14 protein-coding genes are annotated in these 19,069 nt (G+C 65.1%); 4 read left to right on the forward strand and 10 right to left on the reverse strand.

The genetic code is table 11. The features are described from left to right. From QX126_RS26105 to QX126_RS26130, 6 genes are all read right to left on the reverse strand, one after another. Positions 1 to 1,110, reverse strand: coding sequence for an ABC transporter ATP-binding protein (locus tag QX126_RS26105; RefSeq protein ID WP_315784633.1), 1,110 nt, complete (start codon positions 1,108 to 1,110; stop codon positions 1 to 3). A 15-nt stretch (positions 1,111 to 1,125) separates the two neighbouring features. Next, the gene (locus QX126_RS26110; protein ID WP_315784601.1) at positions 1,126 to 2,229 is read right to left on the reverse strand and encodes an ABC transporter ATP-binding protein; all 1,104 of its coding nucleotides are present in this window, start codon (positions 2,227 to 2,229) and stop codon (positions 1,126 to 1,128) included. Between the two features lie 6 nt (positions 2,230 to 2,235). Further along, the gene (locus tag QX126_RS26115) at positions 2,236 to 3,093 is read right to left on the reverse strand and encodes a carbohydrate ABC transporter permease (protein ID WP_315741294.1); all 858 of its coding nucleotides are present in this window, start codon (positions 3,091 to 3,093) and stop codon (positions 2,236 to 2,238) included. Positions 3,094 to 3,105: 12 nt separating this feature from the next. Beyond that, positions 3,106 to 4,038, reverse strand: a complete 933-nt coding sequence (locus QX126_RS26120; protein WP_409999125.1) for a carbohydrate ABC transporter permease — start codon at positions 4,036 to 4,038, stop codon at positions 3,106 to 3,108. A 99-nt stretch (positions 4,039 to 4,137) separates the two neighbouring features. Next, positions 4,138 to 5,577: an extracellular solute-binding protein gene (locus QX126_RS26125; protein ID WP_315741296.1), complete on the reverse strand. Its 1,440-nt coding sequence runs from the start codon at positions 5,575 to 5,577 to the stop codon at positions 4,138 to 4,140. A 38-nt stretch (positions 5,578 to 5,615) separates the two neighbouring features. Next, positions 5,616 to 6,605 carry a sugar-binding transcriptional regulator gene (locus QX126_RS26130; RefSeq protein ID WP_315784636.1) on the reverse strand — a complete coding sequence of 330 codons (990 nt, stop codon included), beginning with the start codon at positions 6,603 to 6,605 and terminating at the stop codon, positions 5,616 to 5,618. A 180-nt stretch (positions 6,606 to 6,785) separates the two neighbouring features. Here QX126_RS26130 and QX126_RS26135 point away from each other — a divergent pair, with 180 nt between their 5' ends. From QX126_RS26135 to QX126_RS26145, 3 genes are read left to right on the forward strand one after another with little or no spacing between them, the layout of a single operon-like run. After that, positions 6,786 to 8,060, forward strand: a complete 1,275-nt coding sequence (locus tag QX126_RS26135; RefSeq protein ID WP_315784607.1) for an FGGY-family carbohydrate kinase — start codon at positions 6,786 to 6,788, stop codon at positions 8,058 to 8,060. Then, positions 8,057 to 8,926 (forward strand): TIGR01459 family HAD-type hydrolase, encoded by an 870-nt coding sequence (locus tag QX126_RS26140; RefSeq protein ID WP_315784609.1) that lies wholly within the window; start codon positions 8,057 to 8,059, stop codon positions 8,924 to 8,926. The genes QX126_RS26135 and QX126_RS26140 overlap by 4 nt, the downstream gene beginning before the upstream one ends. A gap of 14 nt (positions 8,927 to 8,940) precedes the next feature. Then, a complete protein-coding gene (locus QX126_RS26145; protein WP_315784611.1) occupies positions 8,941 to 9,975 on the forward strand; it encodes a class II aldolase/adducin family protein in 1,035 nt (344 codons plus the stop codon). 12 nt (positions 9,976 to 9,987) lie between these two features. Here the strand turns inward: QX126_RS26145 and QX126_RS26150 are convergent, their stop codons facing one another. Beyond that, complete coding sequence (locus QX126_RS26150; RefSeq protein WP_315784613.1) at positions 9,988 to 11,844, reverse strand: tetratricopeptide repeat protein; 1,857 nt, start codon at positions 11,842 to 11,844, stop codon at positions 9,988 to 9,990. A 201-nt stretch (positions 11,845 to 12,045) separates the two neighbouring features. Between QX126_RS26150 and QX126_RS26155 the strand changes: the two genes are divergently transcribed. After that, positions 12,046 to 12,330 (forward strand): hypothetical protein, encoded by a 285-nt coding sequence (locus QX126_RS26155; RefSeq protein ID WP_315784616.1) that lies wholly within the window; start codon positions 12,046 to 12,048, stop codon positions 12,328 to 12,330. A gap of 71 nt (positions 12,331 to 12,401) precedes the next feature. Here QX126_RS26155 and hemA read toward each other — a convergent pair whose 3' ends face one another. The 3 genes from hemA to QX126_RS26170 form a co-directional block, all read right to left on the reverse strand. Beyond that, positions 12,402 to 13,667, reverse strand: coding sequence for a 5-aminolevulinate synthase (gene hemA, locus QX126_RS26160; protein ID WP_409999126.1), 1,266 nt, complete (start codon positions 13,665 to 13,667; stop codon positions 12,402 to 12,404). Positions 13,668 to 13,699: 32 nt separating this feature from the next. Next, positions 13,700 to 16,915 (reverse strand): hypothetical protein, encoded by a 3,216-nt coding sequence (locus QX126_RS26165; protein ID WP_315784622.1) that lies wholly within the window; start codon positions 16,913 to 16,915, stop codon positions 13,700 to 13,702. A 50-nt stretch (positions 16,916 to 16,965) separates the two neighbouring features. After that, positions 16,966 to 19,069, reverse strand: a 2,104-nt coding sequence (locus QX126_RS26170; protein WP_315784625.1) for a cytochrome c3 family protein, incomplete at its 5' end; no start/stop codon positions are given.

The following is a 19,069-nucleotide window of genomic DNA, read 5'->3' on the forward strand; positions in this document are numbered from 1 at the left end:
TCAACGCGCCTCCGCGTGGCGGACGCAGACTCCGTCGGCGCCGAAAACGTGGAGATGGCGTGACTCCAGCGCGCACGGCACGACGTCGCCCGGCCGCGCCACGACCCTGCTCGACGTCACGGCGACCAGCAGATGACCGGCGCACTCGCCCGCAATGTGCGACTGATCGCCGAGCCACTGGTTGGAGACGACGCGCAGCCGCGTTTCACCGCTGCCGATCGCGATCCGCTGCGGCCGGATGCCGACCTTGATCCGATCGGCCTGCACCAGCGCCTGTTGTCCCGTCACGTCCAACGTCTGCCCGGGAATGTGAAAGGCAACATCGGAGCCCACGGACAGACGGAAGCCGCCTTCCTCCTGCGTCACCGCGGTCTCCAGCAGGTTCATCGGCGGCTCGCCGATGAAGCTCGCGACGAACTGATTGGCCGGGCGGTTCTTCAGCTCGCGCTCGCTCGCGAACTGCTGCAGCACGCCGTCTTCCATGACAGCGATGCGATCGGCGAGCGCGCTCGCCTCGGTCTGGTCATGGGTGACGAAGATCGCCGTCATGCCACGTTCGGCGAGCAGGCCCTTGATGCGGCCGCGCACCACGGCGCGGAGCTGCGGCTCCAACTGCCCCATCGGCTCGTCCAGCAGATAGAGGTCGGCGTCGCGCACCAGCGCGCGCGCCAGCGAGACGCGCTGCTGCTGCCCGCCGGAAAGCGCGCGCGGATGGCTGTCGAGGATATCCTCGATCTCGACCAGGCGGGCGATGCTATCGACCCGATGCGCGATCTCGGCGCGCGACAGCTGCTGCGCCTTCAGCGCGAAGCCGATGTTCTCGCGCACCGTGAGCGGCGGATACAGCGAATAGCCTTCGAACGCCATCGCCACCTTGCGCTTCGCCGGCGCCAGATCATGGATCGGCCGATGCGCCAGCGCGATCGAACCCGAGCTGACGCTCTCGAACCCGGCGATCATGCGCAAAGTCGAGGTCTTGCCGCAGCCGGAAGAGCCGAGCAGCGCAACGATCTCGCCTGCTTTCACCTCCATATCGAGCGCGCGCACGGCATGGACCGGCGGCTTGCCCCGGCTGTGATAGACTTTGTCGACGTTGCGGATTTCGAGCATGCCCATGTCAGGTCCTCACGCCGCCTGCCGCCGCGGCGAGAGGCCAATGCGGTCTCCCGTCGCGTGGTCGAACAACAGCGCCGCATCGGGCGCGAACCGCACGAACACGTCCTCGTCCGCATCTGCCTCCAGCGCCTCGGGCGCCAGCGCAGCCAGCCACTCGGATCCGTCGGCGAAGCGCAGCAGCACCACGGCGCGCTCGTGGATCGGCGTGACCGCGACGATCCGCGCCGGGATCGCACCCTCGCCGCCATCACGCGTCACCACGACATCGTCCGGCCGGACGCCAAGCCAGCAGCGCTCGCGCATATTGGTCGGCAAGCCGTCCGCATCGAGCCGGATCAGCGTCCCGGCGACAGATGCGGTCAGTCGGCCCTGCTCCGCCACCGGCGTGACCTCGGCAAGATTGATGCTGGGATCGCCGAACAGCCGCGCCACCGCGACCGAGGCAGGCCGCGCGTAGATTTCCTCGGGACGCGCCACCTGCACCAGACGGCCATTGATCAGCACCGCGATGCGATCGGCGATTGCCATCGCCTCGCGATAGTCCTGCGTGACATAGAGCACCGCCGCCGAGCTGCGGCGCAGCAGGCTCGGCAGCTCGAGACGCATCTCGTAACGCAGCTTGGCATCGACGTTGCGCAGGGGATCGTCGAGCAGCAGCACCTCAGGGTTGCCGATCAGCGCGCGCGCCAGCGCGGTGCGCTGCTTCTGGCCGTTGGACAGTTCACGAGGCTTGTGGCCGAGCACGTGCTCGATCTTCAACAGCCGGCTCATCGCCGTCACTTTCGCGGCGGTGTCGGCCGTCCCCGTCGCGCGCAGGCCGCTGGCGATATTGTCGCGCGCGCTCATATGCGGAAACAGCGCAAAATTCTGGAAGGCCATGCCGATGCCGCGCTGCTCCGGCGGGGCATCGACGATCGAGCGCCCGCCGACCAGGATGTCGCCATCGTCAGGCTCGAACATGCCGGCGATCATGCGCAGCAGCACGGTCTTGCCGCTGCCGGACGGACCGAACACTGCGACGATCTCGCCGGGCTCGACCGTCAGCGACACGCCTTTCGCGCAGCAAGCGGCGCCAAAGGTCTTGTCGACGGCTTTCAGTTCGAGACGCGCCATGTATCCTCAACCCTTGACCGCACCGAGCGACAGTCCTTCGACGAGATAACGCTGCGCGTAGAGCGCCAGCAGCAATGTCGGCGTAACCGACAGCACGATCGCGGCGGCGATCTGGCCGTACTGGATGCCGGACGCCGTCACGAAGGCGAGCGCGCCCACCGTCACCGGCTGCTTGTCGGCCGAGGCCAGGATCAGCGCGAAGACGAAATTGTTCCAGCAGAAAATGAAGGACAACAGCCCCGCCGCTGCGATCCCCGGCCCTGCCAGCGGCACCGCGATGCGTGTGAACGCCTCGCGCCAGGAGTGGCCGGCGAGCCGGTAGGCATGCTCGATATCCGGGCTGATGTCCTCGAAATAGCCGCGCACGATCCACAGGATCAACGGCAGCGCGATCAGCTGGTAGACCCAGACGATGCCGAAATACGTGTCGTTCAGGCCGAGCTGCTGGTAGTACAGCGACAGCGGCAGCAGCACCAGCAGCGGGGGCGCAAAGCGGAACGAGAGAAGCGTGAACGCAATGGTCTCGCCGAGCCTGAACTTGAAGCGCGCGAACGCATAGGCCGCGGGCACGCCGAGCAGCAAGGCCAGGATCACCGAGGCGCTCGACAGCACGAAGCTGTTCATCAGGTTGCGCATGAACGAGATCTGCAGATTGCCGGCCGCGGTGCGCAGCTGGCCCGAGATCAGCGCCTCGTAATTGGCGAATGTCGGCTCGAACAAGATGCGCGGCGGGATCCGCAGGATCTGCTCGTTGGTCTGGAACGACATCAGGAGAATCCAGACAATCGGAAACATGAAGAACACGAGCACCAGCGCGAGCGCTATGCCGCGAAAGATGCGTCCAGCCAGGCTGGAGTGATCCATGACGTCCCTCCCTCAGGCGTGACCGTGGGCGCGTGCGCGCAGCCGCAGCCAGTTCTTGATGAAGATGTTCGAGAGGATGTTGGTGATCAGCCACAGGATCATCAAAAGCGCCGCCGAGCGTCCGACATTGGTGTACTGGAAGAATTCGAGATAGGCCTGGACCTGGAACACCATCAGCCGGTCGCCGGGGCCGCCTTGCGTCATCGCATAGACGATGTCGAACTGCTGGATCGAATCGAGCAGCCGGAACAGCGAGGCGGTGATGATGTAGGGCGCGAGCATCGGCAGGGTGATGCGGAAGAACACGAAACTCGCCGGCACACCGTCGAGTGCGGCCGCCTCAAACGGCTGACGCGGCAGCGAGCGCAGACCGGCCAAGAGCAGGATCATGATGAAGGGCGTGTAGACCCAGACGTCGACCAGGACGACCGTGAACAGCGCGGTCGACGGATCGGAGGCCCATTTGAAGTCATGTGCGCCGAACAGGCCGACCAGATAGGACAGGATGCCGAAGCTCGGATTGGTCATCAGCTTCCACATCAAGGCGGCGATCGCCGGCGCCGTCATCAGCGGTAGCAGCAGCACGATCGAGACCGCGTTGTGGAAGCGCGTCGGCCGCCGCAGCAGCAGCGCGATGCCCAGGCCGAGCAGCAGCTCGGCGACGACTGTTACCGCGGTGTAGACGAGCGAGATCCGCAGCGTGTTCCAGAACGCCGGATCGGACAGGAAATCGATGTAGTTGTCGATGCCGATGAAGCCGCGCAGATATGGCAGATTGAGCCGGTAGCGCTGCAGAGAATAGACGGCCGCGGTGACGAACGGCACCAGGATGGCGATGCAGACCAGCAGGGCCGGCAGGCTCAACAGATACGGCAGCAGCCGCCCGCTCCAGCGTTTGGCGCGGCGCGGCACCGCATTGGTCTCGATAAGTTCAGCCATGCTCATGACAAGCGGGATCGCATCAGCGCGGGGATGGGCCGGTCCGGACGCCCGTGGGGGAGCGGCCGGACCGGCGGGTGGTCATGGAACGAGCGTCGCCCGGCCTCAGCCAAGGCCGGCCTGCTTCAACTGACGGTTGATGCTCTCGGCAAGCTTGTCGAGGCCCTCGTCGACGCTGATCTCCTTGGCCACCATCTTCTGCAGCGAGGCCGCCCACTCCGTCGTGAGATCGAAGAACAGCGGCTGCGCTGTGAAGTAGATCTTCGCACCGGGCGCCGAGAGGTCATGCTGCTCGAGATAGCCAGGATAGGACTTGGCGATCCGATCGCGGAACTCGCTGTCCTTCCACACCGAGGTGCGGACTGGATTGACGAAGTCCATCTTGCGGGCGCCGAACAGGTCGTGCTCGACGGAAGCCGCCCACTGCATGAAGGTCCACGCCGCATCCTTCTGCTTGGAGAAGCTCGACATCGCCAGCGACCAGATCCAGACGTTCGGCGTCGGCGCCTTGGCGGCCGGATTGGCCGCGAATGGCGCGTAGCCGAGATTGCCACGCTCCTTGTTCTCGCCGCCGTTCATGAAGTAGCCGAGAATGTCGGCGTCGAAGATCATGCCGGAAGCGCCGGCGCCGAGATCGGTGCCGACCTGGTACCAGGTGTAGGTCGACCAGTTCTTCGGACCCGAGCCCTGGATCATCTTGACCCACTTCTCGTGGAAATCCTTCGACGCCTTGGTGTTCATCGCGGCCTTGAGCTTGCCGCCCTCCATCACGAAGTCCTTCTGGCCGAAATTCGCGTAGGCCGACAGAAAGCCGGGATGGATGGTGGCCCAGGAGCGCGAGCCGCGCACGCCGACGCCATAGGGACCACCGGCGTCCTTGGTGATCTTGGCGGCGACGTCGAGCATATCGTCGAGGTTCTTCGGCGGCTTGACGCCGACCTTGTCGAAGATGTTGCGGTTATAGGTGATGTTGTTGAGCTCGTAGCCCCACGGGATGCACCATTGCTTGGCCTTGCCCGAGCCGAGCTCGGAGCCGGCGACGCCGTCCCAGGCGGTCGAGGAGCGCAGGCCGGGCAGCACGTCGTCCCAGGCGAACGCCGGATTGGTCTTGGCGGGATCCTTGATGTAGGTGTTGAGGTCCTCGATCCAGCCGGCCGGACCATAGGTCCAGGTCATGTAGGCGCCGGTCATGAAGGCGTCGTATTGATCGGACTTCGACGACAGCGCCGCCGTCACCTTGTCGAAATAGACGTCCTCCGGGAAGATGTCGTAGCTGACGTTCATGCCGGTCAGGCTCTTGAACGCCTCGATGTCGCCGATCATCGCATCGACATAGGGATGCTTGTTGAGGAGCAGCTTGACGGTCTTGCCGCTATGGGCCTTCCAGTTGAAATCCGCGGCCATCGCCCTCGACATCGCCGAGGCAAAGGCGGCATTGGCGGCGACACCGGCGATGCCGAGCTTGGCAGCGCCGTCGAGCAGATCACGCCGGCTGATGCGCTTGCCGGCATAGGACGCAAAGAGATTCTTCTCACGATCGTACATTCAACCCTCCCTTTGTTTTTTGTAGAGACGTGTTCGCGTTACCTGCCCTTCCGACTCTTGTTCTTGGCGTGGCCGGATGTTTTCTCCGGCTTGTCGGTAGCGAGTGCCTGAGCGGTTACCTCATCGATGATGAGACCGTTCAGGAAGCCGCTGCGCAGCACCGCGCGCAGGGCCGTGATCTTCGCCTGGCCGCCGCCGATGGCGACGATGCGGTGTTTCTTCAGATCGGCAGCGGCCATCGAGGTGGCGCGCGCCGAAAGATCGAGATCGAGCAGCTCGCCCTGGGCGTTGAAGAAATGCCCGAGCAGGTCGGCGCAGGCGCCGGCGCGCTTCAGCTCGACGACCTCGTCCGGCTTGATCATGCCGCTCGACACCAGGAAGCCGTCAGCGTGGATCTGGCCGATGCCGACGAACAGCAGCGACGCCCGCTGCGCCAGCGCGAACACGTCGGCAATGCCGAACTGCTGCATCAGCACGCGGCGGTCCGCGACCGAATTGGCGAACACGGGCACCGGCAGCAGATAGGCTTCGGCACCAGTGCGCTCGGCGAGACGATGGATCACGTCGAACGGGTTGGCGGCGAATTTGCGCGTGAGGCCGCCGAGCAAAGACACGAACTGCACGTCGCGCGCCGGGGTCTGCGGCAGCTGCGCCACCACCGCCGCAAGCGTGCGGCCATGGCCGACACCGATGATCTTGTCGTCGCCGCGCTCCAGCACCTGGCGCAGGAAGCTGGCGCCCTCCAGCGCCAGCGCCTTCAGCGGCAGATCGCCCTCGCCGAGATCCGGCGCGACGCGGCAGAAGGCGAGCCCGTAGCGCTCGGCCAGCGCGTTCTCCAGCGCGACGCATTCGGCGACGGGGCCCTCGACGAAGACGCGGATCATGCCCTCGCGGCTGGCGCGCGCGATCAGGCGGTGCGCCTTGGTGCTCTGGATGTTGAGCCGGTCGGCGACCTCCGACTGCGTCAGCCCGGCCGCGAAATACAGCCACGCGGCGCGCGTCGCGAGCGAGGCCTCGCCGTCCACCATGGGCGCCCTGTCGGAAGCTGTCGTCACGCCTGAATGCCTGCTTGCAAAATTCTTCACACCTTGCAAAAAATTGCAGACGCCGATCCGGCCGTCAATCCCCCAAACGTGCTGCAGCGCGTCAGGGACGACGCGCCGGGCGAGCACAGGCATGCTCGTCGGCGCACAACGGGATGAGGTCGCATGACGGAGTTGTTTGTCGGCATCGACGTGGGCACGAGCGGTGTGCGCGCCTGCGCCGTCGATAACAGCGGCGAGATCAAGGGCGCAGCCGCTGTTCCGCTCATCGCGCCGCATCAGGACGGCAACGCCATCGACCAGGATCCCGAGCTGTGGTGGCAGGCGACGGTCGCGGCGCTCGACAAGCTCGGCAGGATCGTCGATCTCGGCGCCGTCGCGCGCATCGCAGTCGACGGCACCTCCGGCACCTTGCTGCTGATCGACGCCGACGGGCGGCCCCGCTCGCTCGGCCTGATGTACAATGATGCCCGCGCGGTCGACGAGGCCAGGCGCATCGCAGCCGTCGCACCGCCCGAGAGCGGTGCGCATGGCACGAGCAGCCCGCTCGCCAAGCTGCTGCATCTGCTCGCCTCCACCAGCGGCGCGCGGCGTGCCGTGCACCAGGCCGACTGGATCGCCGGACGCCTCGCCGGCCATCACGGCGTCAGCGATGAGAACAACGCCCTGAAGCTCGGCTATGACCCCGTCAGGCGCGAATGGCCGCCGTGGATCGATCAGCTCGGCGTTCCACGCGACGTGCTGCCGAGCATTCTGGTGCCGGGCACGCCGTTCGCCGATATCGATCCAGCCATCGCGCGCTCGCTCGGTCTGTCCCCATCGACGCGCATCGTCGCCGGCACGACCGACGGCGTCGCCGCCTTCATCGCCACCGGCGCTGATACGCCGGGCGATGCGGTGACCTCGCTCGGCACCACGCTGGTGGTGAAGCTGGTCGCGACGCAGCCGATTTTCGCCGCCGATCAGGGCGTGTACTCGCACCGCCTCGGCGACAAATGGCTCGCCGGCGGCGCATCGAATTCCGGCGGCGCCGCGCTGCTTGCGCATTTCACCACCGACGCCATGGATCGCATGACACCACTACTGCGCCCGGACGAGCCCACCGGGCTCGACTACTATCCGCTGCAAAAACCCGGCGAACGCTTTCCGATCGCAGATCCCGCGCTGGCGCCGCGGATCACGCCACGGCCGGCCGAGGATCATCGCTTCTTCCAGGCGCTGCTCGAAGGAATTGCTGGCGTAGAAGCGCTGGCCTATCGGCGCCTGCACGCGCTCGGCGCGCCGGCGCTGCGGCGGGTGATCAGCATCGGCGGCGGTGCCCGGAACGAAGCCTGGACCGATATCCGCCGGCGCATCGTCGGCGTGCCCGTCAGCGCCGCCGCGCAGACCGAAGCGAGCTACGGCACGGCGCTGCTGGCGCTGCAGGGACCGCCGCGATGACGCCGGCGGCGTGCGAGATCAGCGGCCTGTCCGCCATCGCCGACAGGTTCGATCACGTGCTGCTCGACCAATGGGGCACGTTGCATGACGGAAGGACGGTGCTTACCGCTGCGCATGACTGCGTCCTGCGGCTGCGCGAGGCCGGCAAGCATATCCTGGTGCTGTCGAACTCCGGCAAGCGCGCGAGCGCCAATGCCGAGCGCCTCGCCCGGCTCGGCCTGCCGCGCTCGACCTATGACGGCATTCTCACCTCGGGCGAGGTGACCTGGACCGGCCTGCGCGACAGAACCCGCGCGCCCTTCACCGATTGTGGCAATGCCTGCTTCCTGATCACCAGGGGCGGCGACCGCTCGTTGATCGACGGGCTGGATCTCGTCATCGTGACGGATATGCGCGACGCCGATTTCATCCTGCTCGGCGGCCTTGATGACGACCTCGCCGAGCCGGACCTCTGGCGCGATCAATTCACCGGAGCGGCGGCGCGAGGCTTGCCGATGATCTGCGCCAATCCCGACCTGATGATGTTCGGCGCGAGCGGCCTCGTGCCTGCGCCCGGCACGCTGGCGCGCGCCTATGAGTGGCTCGGCGGCCCGGTGAGCTTCGTCGGCAAGCCGCATGCGCCGATCTTCGCGGCTGCGCTGGAGCAGCTCGGCCATCCGCATCCGCATCGCGTGCTGATGATCGGCGACTCGCTCGACCATGACGTCGCCGGCGCCCGCGCCGCAGGCCTGCAGAGCCTGCTGCTCGGCGATGGCGTGCATCGCACGACGCTGGCCGGTGCGCCCGACCTGGCTGCCGCGACGCGCAAGCTCGCGGCTTCGCCAGGCCGCATGCCGAATTGGACGATGCAGCACCTGGTGTGGTGAGAAGGAGACGCGAGATGCGCGAGCCTGCCGAGCTTGATGATTTGCGCCGGATGTCGGCGCGGGTCGGCCGCAACGTGGAGCTGGTGCAAGGCGCCGGCGGCAACTCCTCGCTCAAGCAGGATGATGTGCTGTGGGTGAAGGCGTCCGGCACCTGGCTTGCCGACGCCGACGCGAAGGACATCTTCGTGCCTGTCCTCCTGCCTGCGGCGCGCGATGCGCTCGCCGCTGATGACGAGCGCATTCCGCTGGCAGCCCCCGGCCCGCTACGCGCCTCGATCGAGACCGCGCTGCATGCGCTGCTGCCGCACCGGGTCGTGCTGCACGTGCATGCCGTCAACACCATCGCCTGGGCGGCACGGCGCGACGCACGCGATGAATTTTCGGCGCGACTGGTCGGGCTCTCCTGGCGCCATCTCGACTACTTTCATCCCGGGCTGCCGCTGGCGCGCGCGGTGAGTGCAATCGTCGCGCGCGAGCGCATCGACGTGCTGATCCTCGGCAATCACGGCCTCGTCGTCGGTGCCGAAAGCTGCGACCAGGCCGAGGCGCTGGTCCATGACGTCGAGCGCCGGCTGGCGCTGCCGGTGCGCCCGGCGCCCGCCGCCGACGCCGCGGCCTTGCGCCGCGTGTGCGCCGGCACCGCCTATCGCCTGCCGCACGACGCTGGTAGCCACGGCATCGCCACCGATCCGTTCAACCGCGCCATCGCAACCGGCGGATCATTGTATCCGGATCACGTCGTGTTTCTCGGCCCGGGCCTGCCGACGATCGAGAGCGCCGGCGGCCTCGCCACGCTGCTCGCACGGGCGGACGCGAGCCGCCTGCCCGCGCCCGTCGCGGTCCTCGCGCCGGGTCTCGGCGCCATCATCCGCAGCGACGCCAGCCCGGGCGCCGAGGCCATGCTGAGCTGCCTCGCGCTCGTGACCAGCCGCCTGCCGTTATCGGCCGATATCGGCTATCTCTCGTCTCAGCACGAGCAGTTGCTGCTCAACTGGGACGCCGAACGTTACCGACAGCAGCTGACGGCAAGCCGCCAGTCGTCGAAGTGAAACGGCGGCAGATCACGCGATCTCCTCGCTCGACACCGGCAGGGACGGCGCCCTCGCCACAATCAGCTTGTGAAGAGCATCTCCGACCCGATCAATGACTTCGCCCCAGTCGCGCCCTTCGCGCTGACGGAACAGACGCATGCTCGGGTACCAGACGCTATCGTCACGATCGAGCAGCCAGCGATAGTCCGGCGTATACGACAGAAGCGTCCAGGTGGGACGGCCGAGCGCGCCGGCGAGATGAGCGACACTGGTATCGACGGTGATCACGAGATCCAGACATGAGATCAGCGCGGCCGTGTCCGCGAAATCGGCAAGTTGACCCGTCAGGTCCGCAATCCGGCTCGTCTCCTGGAGCACGGCTTTGTCTTCGGCCTTCGGCTCTTTCTGCAGGCTGATGAACGCCGCGTCCTCGCCGAGCAGGCGGGAAAACATGCGCAATGGGATGGAGCGATTGTGGTCGTCGAGATGATTGGGGTTGCCTGACCAGACCAGGCCGACACGCAACTTCTCAGGCGCACCAAGGCGCTCTTGCCAGATTTGAATCCGATCCGGATCAGGCGCCGGCAAATACGACACCGGCGCTGGAATCGCGGCCAGTGTCGTCCGAAAGGCAAACGGCAAGCTCATGATTGGACAATGGATATCCACTCCCGCAAGGTCGGCGGCCTCCGAGACCGGAATGCACTGCGAAATGCCCGGCACATTCGACAACAGAGGTAGCAACGGCTTTTGAACGGCGAGGATGACGCGGGCGCCTAGCGCCAGGACCATCGGCACGTAACGGACAAACTGGATCGTATCGCCCAGTCCTTCGTCGGCTGCGATGACAATGGTTTTTCCAGCGATGCCGTCCTGGCCCAGCCACATGGGTTGCTGGAAGCGCGGATAAGAGCTCGGCAGGCTCCAACGGGCCTCCCGACCAGACCAGCCCGCGTCGAGATCCCCCAGCAACAGGTTCAAATGAGCCGTTCCAAGATCGGCCAGCGTGTCTTTCGGGTCGGCACGCTTCAACTGCCTGTAGACCTCGAACGCTTCGTCGAATCGACGCAGCTTCGTCAGCACAGAGGCCTTGTCGTGCAGCGCATCCCTGGAGCCAGGTTGCAAAGCCAGAGCTCGCTCGAACCATTGCAACGCTTCTTCGTCTCGGCGCATCGTCCGCAGGACAATGCCCGTCTTGACGCAGATGTCAGAGTTGCCGGGCTCGATCTCGTGGGCTCGCCGACAGATGGCAAGGGCCTCGTCGAAGCGCTTCAGGCCATTCAGAAGTGCACCACGCATCAACAACGTCGGTACATGGTTGGGCCGCAAGGCGTCGCTCAGATCGAGATAGGCGAGCGCTTCATCGATCCGTCCCAACCGTTGAAGCGCGATGCCGCACTGGTTTGCCGCGTCCCAATGCCTCGCATTCAGTTCCAGCACACGTTGGAAGCTCAACACAGCGTCGGCGAGCTGCTGCAGGCTGACAAGGGCATTGCCCCTCAGCATCCACAGATCGGCGCTTTCGAGACCGAGCGCCCTCGCCTTCTCGACGACCTTCATCACCTCATCCGAGCGTCCCTGGACCTGCAGCACCGTGCCAAGACTCAGGAAGTACTGCGGCTGAACATCCTGCTGGATCGCGCGGGATACCCACCGCAGTGCAGCTTCATACTGCTGTGCCTGCAGTGCAAGGATCCCTAGCAAGTTGAGGGTCGGCGCATGCCCTCCATCGATCGCAAGCGCCATATGACAACACCGCTCGGCGTCCGCGTGTCGGCCATTGGCGACGTCACGCAAGGCAGCGTCATAGAAGTTCGCGGCACCATCGGGCTTGGCAGGTTGGAGCTTCACTTTGGTGGGCGAAGCTCGGCGCTCGCGACGGTTCATTGCTGCAATTCGTCCCGGTTACGATTTCAGGGTAATTGATTCTCATTCAGGCTGACAGTCGCAATTCTATCTCCGGCTGTGGTGAGGAGCGCTCCGATTCTGCCCGCATTCCCTAGCATAAGAGCGCGGAAGACAACGATCCGATGACCGCTTCGTGGAAGTCAAACTCAGCGCAACCATTGCGAGCATGATCAAATCGGCGTGCAGGACAAGGGTGAGGACTTCTTCGGTGGCTACGCCTATACGAGGTCGGGCCATCCGGCCGACCTCGAGATCATCATCACCGAAACGCCGGCGCATCTGCGCAAGTTTCACGATCCGGAATCGGGCCTGGCGCTGATCCGGCCGGATGCCTGGCGTGGGCCGTCGGACAGCTCGGACTCGTCGCCGGACACGGCCATCCGCAAACAACCGGAAACAGACTGGAAAGGAGGAGAGGCTGGATGGTGCGCTCGGAGCGGGAGAACACCTGCGTTCGTTCAGTAGTTGAAGCACGACCGCCTTTCCGCACACCGGCCGGACGTGCCGATTTCTGATCCAATCTTCCGCCGGCAGCGCTATGGCGCTTCATGCCCACGTGTGAAGCCGCTCTCCCGGCGGTAACAGAGATGGAGTTTGTCCCACACCTTCATCATCGCATGGACCAGTTGGTCCATGAGCGCGTCGTCGTGATAGGGCGTAGGTGTAAGACGCAGGCGTTCCATTCCTCGCGGGACAGTGGGGTAATTGATCGGCTGGATGTAGATGCCATGCTCCGACATCAGCAGCTCCGAAGCCGCCCTGCACTTCTCGGGATCGCCGACATGCACCGGCACGATATGGCTCTCGCTCGGCATCACCGGCAGGTCTGCTGCCGTCAGGACGGACTTCAGCCGCGCTGCACGATCCTGATGCCGGACGCGCTCCGCTGTCGAGGCTTTCAGATGCCGGATTGCAGCGGTCGCGGCTGCGCAGACCGGAGGCGGCAATGCCGTCGTGAAGATGAAACCGGGGGCGTAGGAACGCACCGCATCGATCAGGTTCGCCCCAGCCGCAAGATAGCCGCCGAGACAGCCATAGGCCTTTGCGAGCGTGCCCTCAACAATGTCGATCCTTTCCATGACCCCGTCGCGCTCAGCTATGCCGCCGCCGCGCGGGCCATACATCCCGACCGCATGCACCTCGTCGACATAGGTCAGTGCGCCGTAGCGCTCGGCCAAGTCGCAAATTCGATGCAGAGGCGCGATATCGCCGTCCATCGAGTAGAGGCTCTCGCATACGATGAGCTTTGGCCTTTCGGGATCTGCCGCCCGCAGCAGCCGTTCAAGATGCTCCGGATCATTGTGCTGCCAGATCTGCTTCTCAGCACCCGCCTTGCGAACACCCTCGATCATGGAGTTGTGGTTCAACGCGTCGGAAAGCAGCAAACACCCAGGCAGCAGCTTGGCGATCGTCGATATCCCCGCCTCGTTGGAAACGTAGCCGGAGGTAAACACCAGCGCGGATTCCTTGCCGTGGAGATCGGCCAGCTCCTGCTCGAGCGCGACGAGCTGATGGTTCGTTCCCGCGATATTACGGGTGCCCCCGGCTCCTGTGCCCATGCGCGATACGGCATCGATCATGGCTCCCATGACCTTCGGGTGCTGGCTCATGCCCAGATAATCGTTCGAGCACCAGATCACAACCTCACGCTTGCCCTCCCCCGAATGCCAGATCGCATAGGGATAGCGCCCCGCCTGGCGTTCAAGATCCGCAAAGACACGATAGCGCCGTTCCTGATGCAGTCGATCCAACGCACCGCGGAACATCGCATCATATTCAGGGAGGAGGCTCAACGGCCGCATCTGGTAGTTCATGATTGGACGACTCCTGCCGACTATTTTGCCCGATTGAACTGGTAGGAGCCCTGCAGGAAGACGCCATAGCGCTCCGTCGTATATCTCAGGACCTGATTGAAGGAATCGACCGCATTGGTGCTGAGATGCCACCAGCGTCCGCCGATGCCGATGCGGAAATTATCGGTCAACTGGTAGTTCAGCACGGTCTCGGCCTGGAATCCGGATCCTTGTCCTGAGGCAGGATCGCGCCCGAACGTGAAATAGTGCGTGTCGATCGCATTCTGCGAAGTCCAGACATAAGCGGCCTCCGCCTGCCAGCTCAGCCGGTCAGACAGCCGCGTGTCGAGTGAGACACCGGCCCGTCCGCTATGCCAGCGATCCTGCTCGGTCACCACCTTGACGCCTGCCCCAAGAGCCGGACTGCAGATCGTCGGATTGCCACCCACCTGGGTGCAGCCCCGCGCGTCGACCGTTTCTGTCCAATATTGATAGCCGACGAAGGCACCAAGCCGGAAACGCTCCGTCTCCAGCAGATTGAAACCGACATCGAGATTTGCGTATTGCAGCCGCCCGCCCACGCTGCTGACGGTCTTGGATGACGGATTGACGAAAGGAGCAAAGTCCTCATCGACGAGAGTGCCCGAGCTGATCTTGCCCGCCCCGAAATAGCCCTTCAGAAACATGTTGGTGAACGGGCCGTCGAGCGCATCAACCCTGAAGAACATCTCGCCGCTGTGCCCGGTCATGCCGCCATAAGCGAGCCGGGAGACCTGAAGCGTCGCTGCCTGATCGGCGAAATAGCGGTAGCGATTCTGCCCCGAGCTGAACCAGTAGCGCACTCCGGTCTCCAGCATATAGGACGGCAGGATCGACGCGCGCGACCGCAGCGGCATATCGCCCGAGCCCGCGCCTTGGCCGCCTTGCAACGCTGCAGGCCTGGCCCAGGCGCAGCTGACGATCGAGGCGTTGCACTTCGTGACACCGTCGGCGTTGAAATCGCGCCGCAACGTGACCGTCGCGAACAGGTCCTTTGTCGTCGTCTTGACGTTGGCCAGCGTGCTGTCGACGAACCGGTAGCCAACCTCTGTTTCCAAGCTGATCTCCTTCGACCAGAGATAGCTGACCAGCAACGACGGCAGGATCGTGTACTCCTTCAAGTCGGTCCGGGTGCCGGACCTGTAGCCCATCCGCAGCCGCGGGCTGATGGCGAGATCGGGGGTGATCGGGTAGCGCGAGGCAAGATCCAGCACATAGAACTTCGAGTCCGCCAGGCTCGCGTAGCGTAGCGCGCCCATGAACAGATCGCCCGGCTTGATGATGCTGTTCCCGGTCAACTGAGCCGACAGATAATATTCGAGACCGCTCGCCGGCGTGCCGTCGACGCCGCCGGACGGCAGCGTGCCGGTCAGATTGGTCACCGTGGCATCGGCGGCGACCTGCCAGGTCTCGTTCAGGGGCCGCGAATAGCTGACCATCGCCGACTGGAATGTCGGCGTGCGGTCGATCGCGAGCTGCCTGATCTCGCCTGCGGTATTGAACTTCATCATGTCGTAGAGCGTGAGGAACGGCTGCCCCTGCAACGCATTCCAGGTCGAGAGAAATGGAACTCTTCGGTAATCGAACGAGGCGTTGATGACCGACTTGTCCTCGAACGTATACGTTCCCGAGAACACGGCGGCATTGAGCGCGCGGAAATGCGTGTCGTAGTCGATCAGGCCGAGCAGCGACTTGTTGGTGTCGAAATAGCGGAATTCCGCGCCGATGGCCTGGCGGTCGACGATGTTGCGGTCGTATTGCGTGATCAGGTAGACGGTGGTCTCGAGCCCGCCGAGGATCTTGCCAAAATCGATGCTTGCCCCATAGAGCGTCTTGCCATCCTTGAACGGTGCGTCGAAACGGCTCCAGTTCGGCGAGCCCGCGAGCACGTTCAAGCGCAGCCCGGGGCTCTTCTGCCAACTCAGCACCGCGCCGTCGAAACGGCCGATCACGCCGCCGGTGTTGCGGGATTGCCGTCCGACGCGCAAGGTCACGTCGGCTTCCTTCAGCGTGTAATCGACTTGCGCGGTCGAGACGCCATACTTGTCATTGCCCGTATCGAATTGGCGCTCGTGGGTGAACGCCAGCTTGAACTTGGTCCTGATGCGATCGTTGTCCGCGGTGCCCAGGAAGTCGAAATTGGTCAGCAGCGTGTTCTGGTGCACCCGGTGGGCATCGGGATCTGCATTCGGGTTCGGCGCGATGGCCCTGTCCTTGACGGCGCTGGTGCTGTCATTGGTGATGAAGGTGGTCGAGAGGCTGCCCGACATCGACCAGCGCGTATCGCCGTTCGGCCCTGCCGACTTGGTTGGCATCCCTGCCCCCATGTCTCCGCCATCGGAGTTGGCCGGAGACATGTCGCGCGGTCGTGCCGGCGCGCTGCTGGTTGCGGTCAGAAGCGCAGCGAGCCGCTGCCTCACCCGCTCAGCGCCCTCGCCGTTCGGATAACGGCGCAGATAGTCCTCAAATTCGGCCTGGGCTGCAGCGGTCTGCCCGGCCTTCTGGCGCGCGACGCCGAGCAGCTCCTGCGCCTCTGCGCTCGAACCGGTCTCAGGGAGTTTCAGCACCTTCTTCAGAAGGTCGATCGCGGCGTTGAAATTGCCTTTCTTGATCGATGCGCGCGCCTCGTCCATCGAGGCCTCCGCAAACCGGATGTCCGCCGCGGACGCCTGCTGCATCGTGCGATTGTCGTTGCGGACCGACGCCGCCGCACCGGGGATCGCAACCGGTTTCGGCGCATCCGGAGCGGCTACGCTCGGCACCAGGGCCTTCACCTTGCACGCCGACACCGGGCCCTTCCGGGCAATCACGATCGTGACCTGCTCGAAGCTGCCGGATTGCACGATCTGATAGGTGAACTCGCCAGCAAACTGAGCGACGAGGATCGGTCCTCTGTTCTGATCGAGCGTCAAATAGACGTCCTGGATGCCGGAGCCCTGGGCATTGTCGACCCGCACGCCCTCTCGTCTGACCAGACGCCGCGTGATGACGGCGTCCCGATCGACCAATTGTAGCGAGACGCTGAGCTGGCTGCCCTTATCCAGCGGAAAATGCCCAGTGTAGCGCACGCGAGCATGAAAGTTGACGCGCAGCAGGCTGCAGTTGCCGATCGTCGTGGCGTTTGCGCTGGCGACGAACTGATCGATGACGGGCTGGGCCGGTGCGACGCCGAAGGCTCCATCGAGCAGGATTGCGAGCAGGCCGGACAGCAGAGTCATCGCCCATCGGGTCGACCTCGCTGCTGCTGCTTGACTGAAGCGGCAGCTCATCACCAGCCGCCTCCATTGACCCGGTGCTGCCGCTGGCGACGGGTGATGATGGCGGTCTGCGACTTGTCAGCATAGATGTGACACGCGCCGGTGCAGTCCTTGAGCTCGGCGACGGTGTAGTCCATCGGCGCCGGCTTCACGAGCTTGGCATGCTGCTGCGGCCGGAAATCACCCGCGTGACAGGCGGCGCAGTCGGGCTTGTAGGCCGCGAACTTGAACACGACGGCTTGCGAATTGCCGCTGTGGCAGGCGGTGCAGCCAATCGTGGCGCTATGGTTCGGATAGCTTGCCGACATATGCCGGTAGTTGACCGAGCTCCAACTGACCGTCCGATGGCAGCTCTCGCAGGGGACGTTGGTCACGAAGTGCTTCGGCGACTTGCCGGTGGCATTGGAGCCGTTGTGACAGCTGGCGCACGGCGCAGTCAGGCTGGCGTGATCCATCCGTGCGCCCGAGAACGACACGGTGTTCTTGTGGCAGCTTTCGCATGGCGCGCTGGTGACCACGTGGCGCGGCGGCTTGCCGCCGGCTGATGATCCGTTGTGGCAGGTCGCGCAGGCCGCCATCGTACCGGTGTGACTGAAGCGGGCTCCGCTGAACGTCGTCGTGCTCTTGTGGCAGGTCTCGCACGGCGCATTGGTCGCAACGTGCTTCTGCGGCTTGCCGGTCGCGGCCATGCCGTTGTGACAGCTCGCGCAGGCCGCCATCGTGCCGGTGTGACTGAAGCGGGCTCCACCGAATGTCGTCGTGCTCTTGTGGCAGGTCTCGCACGGCGCATTGGTCGCGACGTGCTTCTGCGGCTTGCCGGTCGCGGCCATGCCGTTGTGGCAGCTCGCGCAGGCCGCCGTCGTCCCGGTGTGGCTGAAGCGGGCTCCGCTGAACGTCGTCGTGCTCTTGTGGCAGGTCTCGCACGGCGCATTGGTCGCGACGTGCTTCTGCGGCTTGCCGGTCGCGGCCATGCCGTTGTGACAGCTCGCGCAGGCCGCTGTCGTCCCGGTGTGGCTGAAGCGGGCTCCGCTGAACGTCGTCGTGCTCTTGTGGCAGGTCTCGCACGGCGCCGCAGTCGCAATGTGCTTCGACGGCTTGCCAGGCGCACTCATGCCGTTGTGGCAGGATGCGCACGGTCCCTGCGCCGTCATGTGGTTGAATCTCGAGCCGGCCTCCGTGGCGCTCGACCCGGCAAGCCCTGCCCTCGGATTGACCGTCGGCAACAGCGATGGAACCCGACCTGCGTTCTGCGACTCCATTGCATCAGGATTGGCGGCACCGATCGAAGGCAGGAGCTTGCTGCGCGGATCGTTCGGCACAGGCGCTGAAGGGGCGGATGTCATCCGCGGGAGAGTGCTCGGCGGCTGCGACACCGACGCCGCGTCACCAGCTTTCGCCGCGCCGTCGGGTTTGGAGGCGGCAGGCGCACCGGCCGGGGCCCCCGCTCGAGGATCGGTCGTCGCGGCCGCCGACGTCGCAGCTGTATTCGCCAGCGGCTTGCTGCTGAACAAGAGCGTCGAACTGGATGGTGCGGCAGGCTTCGCAGCCGCGCCGGCCGCAGCCGTGGCCGGCGCTGCGCTCGTGCCCGATGCGGACTCGGGAGTCGTGGCCGCCGTCATCGTCCGGTTGGCGGTCGTGGCTGGCGTCACCGCCTTGGCGACGGGCGCCTGAGCGGGGACCACCGACCTGGCCGTGGTCGAGCAACCCGCGGCCGGCTTCTGCGGGTCGTCGTCCCAGGTCGAGAAGTTGGCGGCAGCGCGCACGTGGCAGCAGCCGCAATCCTGTGACTTGGCACTGTGATCCGGCCCCTGCGCGCCTCTGCGGCCCTGGCTGCGATAGGCGCCATTGTGACAGCTGTCGCAGCGCGTCGCATGCACGGCGGTATGGCTCATCGTGTAGGTGGCGAAGCTCGCCGCGGTGTTGCTATGGCAGTTCGAGCACTGGACGCCGGTCACCGGAATGTGCGGCGGCGTGGTCAAACCCTTCGCGCTCGAGCCATTGTGACAGGCGGAGCAATTGGTGTTGGCCGCGGAGTGGGTGAACGCCGCGCCGCCCCAGCTGGTGAAGCCGCCCGAGGCCGCCTTGGCGTGACAGCTGACGCAGTCGGCGCCACCG

The sequence above is a fragment of the Bradyrhizobium sp. SZCCHNPS1003 genome, from assembly GCF_032381555.1.
Classification (GTDB): Bacteria; Pseudomonadota; Alphaproteobacteria; order Rhizobiales; family Xanthobacteraceae; genus Bradyrhizobium.

Excerpts from the sequence above, each read along its gene's own strand:
- QX126_RS26130 (WP_315784636.1), bottom strand. The coding sequence starts at position 6,605 with ATGGTGGACGGCGAGGCCTCGCTCGCGACGCGCGCCGCGTGGCTGTAT.
- QX126_RS26125 (WP_315741296.1), bottom strand. The coding sequence starts at position 5,577 with ATGTACGATCGTGAGAAGAATCTCTTTGCGTCCTATGCCGGCAAGCGC.
- QX126_RS26115 (WP_315741294.1), bottom strand. The coding sequence starts at position 3,093 with ATGGATCACTCCAGCCTGGCTGGACGCATCTTTCGCGGCATAGCGCTC.
- QX126_RS26165 (WP_315784622.1), bottom strand. The coding sequence starts at position 16,915 with ATGACTCTGCTGTCCGGCCTGCTCGCAATCCTGCTCGATGGAGCCTTC.
- QX126_RS26120 (WP_409999125.1), bottom strand. The coding sequence starts at position 4,038 with ATGAGCATGGCTGAACTTATCGAGACCAATGCGGTGCCGCGCCGCGCC.
- hemA (WP_409999126.1), bottom strand. The coding sequence starts at position 13,667 with ATGCGGCCGTTGAGCCTCCTCCCTGAATATGATGCGATGTTCCGCGGT.
- QX126_RS26145 (WP_315784611.1), top strand. The coding sequence starts at position 8,941 with ATGCGCGAGCCTGCCGAGCTTGATGATTTGCGCCGGATGTCGGCGCGG.
- QX126_RS26110 (WP_315784601.1), bottom strand. The coding sequence starts at position 2,229 with ATGGCGCGTCTCGAACTGAAAGCCGTCGACAAGACCTTTGGCGCCGCT.
- QX126_RS26135 (WP_315784607.1), top strand. The coding sequence starts at position 6,786 with ATGACGGAGTTGTTTGTCGGCATCGACGTGGGCACGAGCGGTGTGCGC.
- QX126_RS26105 (WP_315784633.1), bottom strand. The coding sequence starts at position 1,110 with ATGCTCGAAATCCGCAACGTCGACAAAGTCTATCACAGCCGGGGCAAG.
- QX126_RS26140 (WP_315784609.1), top strand. The coding sequence starts at position 8,057 with ATGACGCCGGCGGCGTGCGAGATCAGCGGCCTGTCCGCCATCGCCGAC.
- QX126_RS26150 (WP_315784613.1), bottom strand. The coding sequence starts at position 11,844 with ATGAACCGTCGCGAGCGCCGAGCTTCGCCCACCAAAGTGAAGCTCCAA.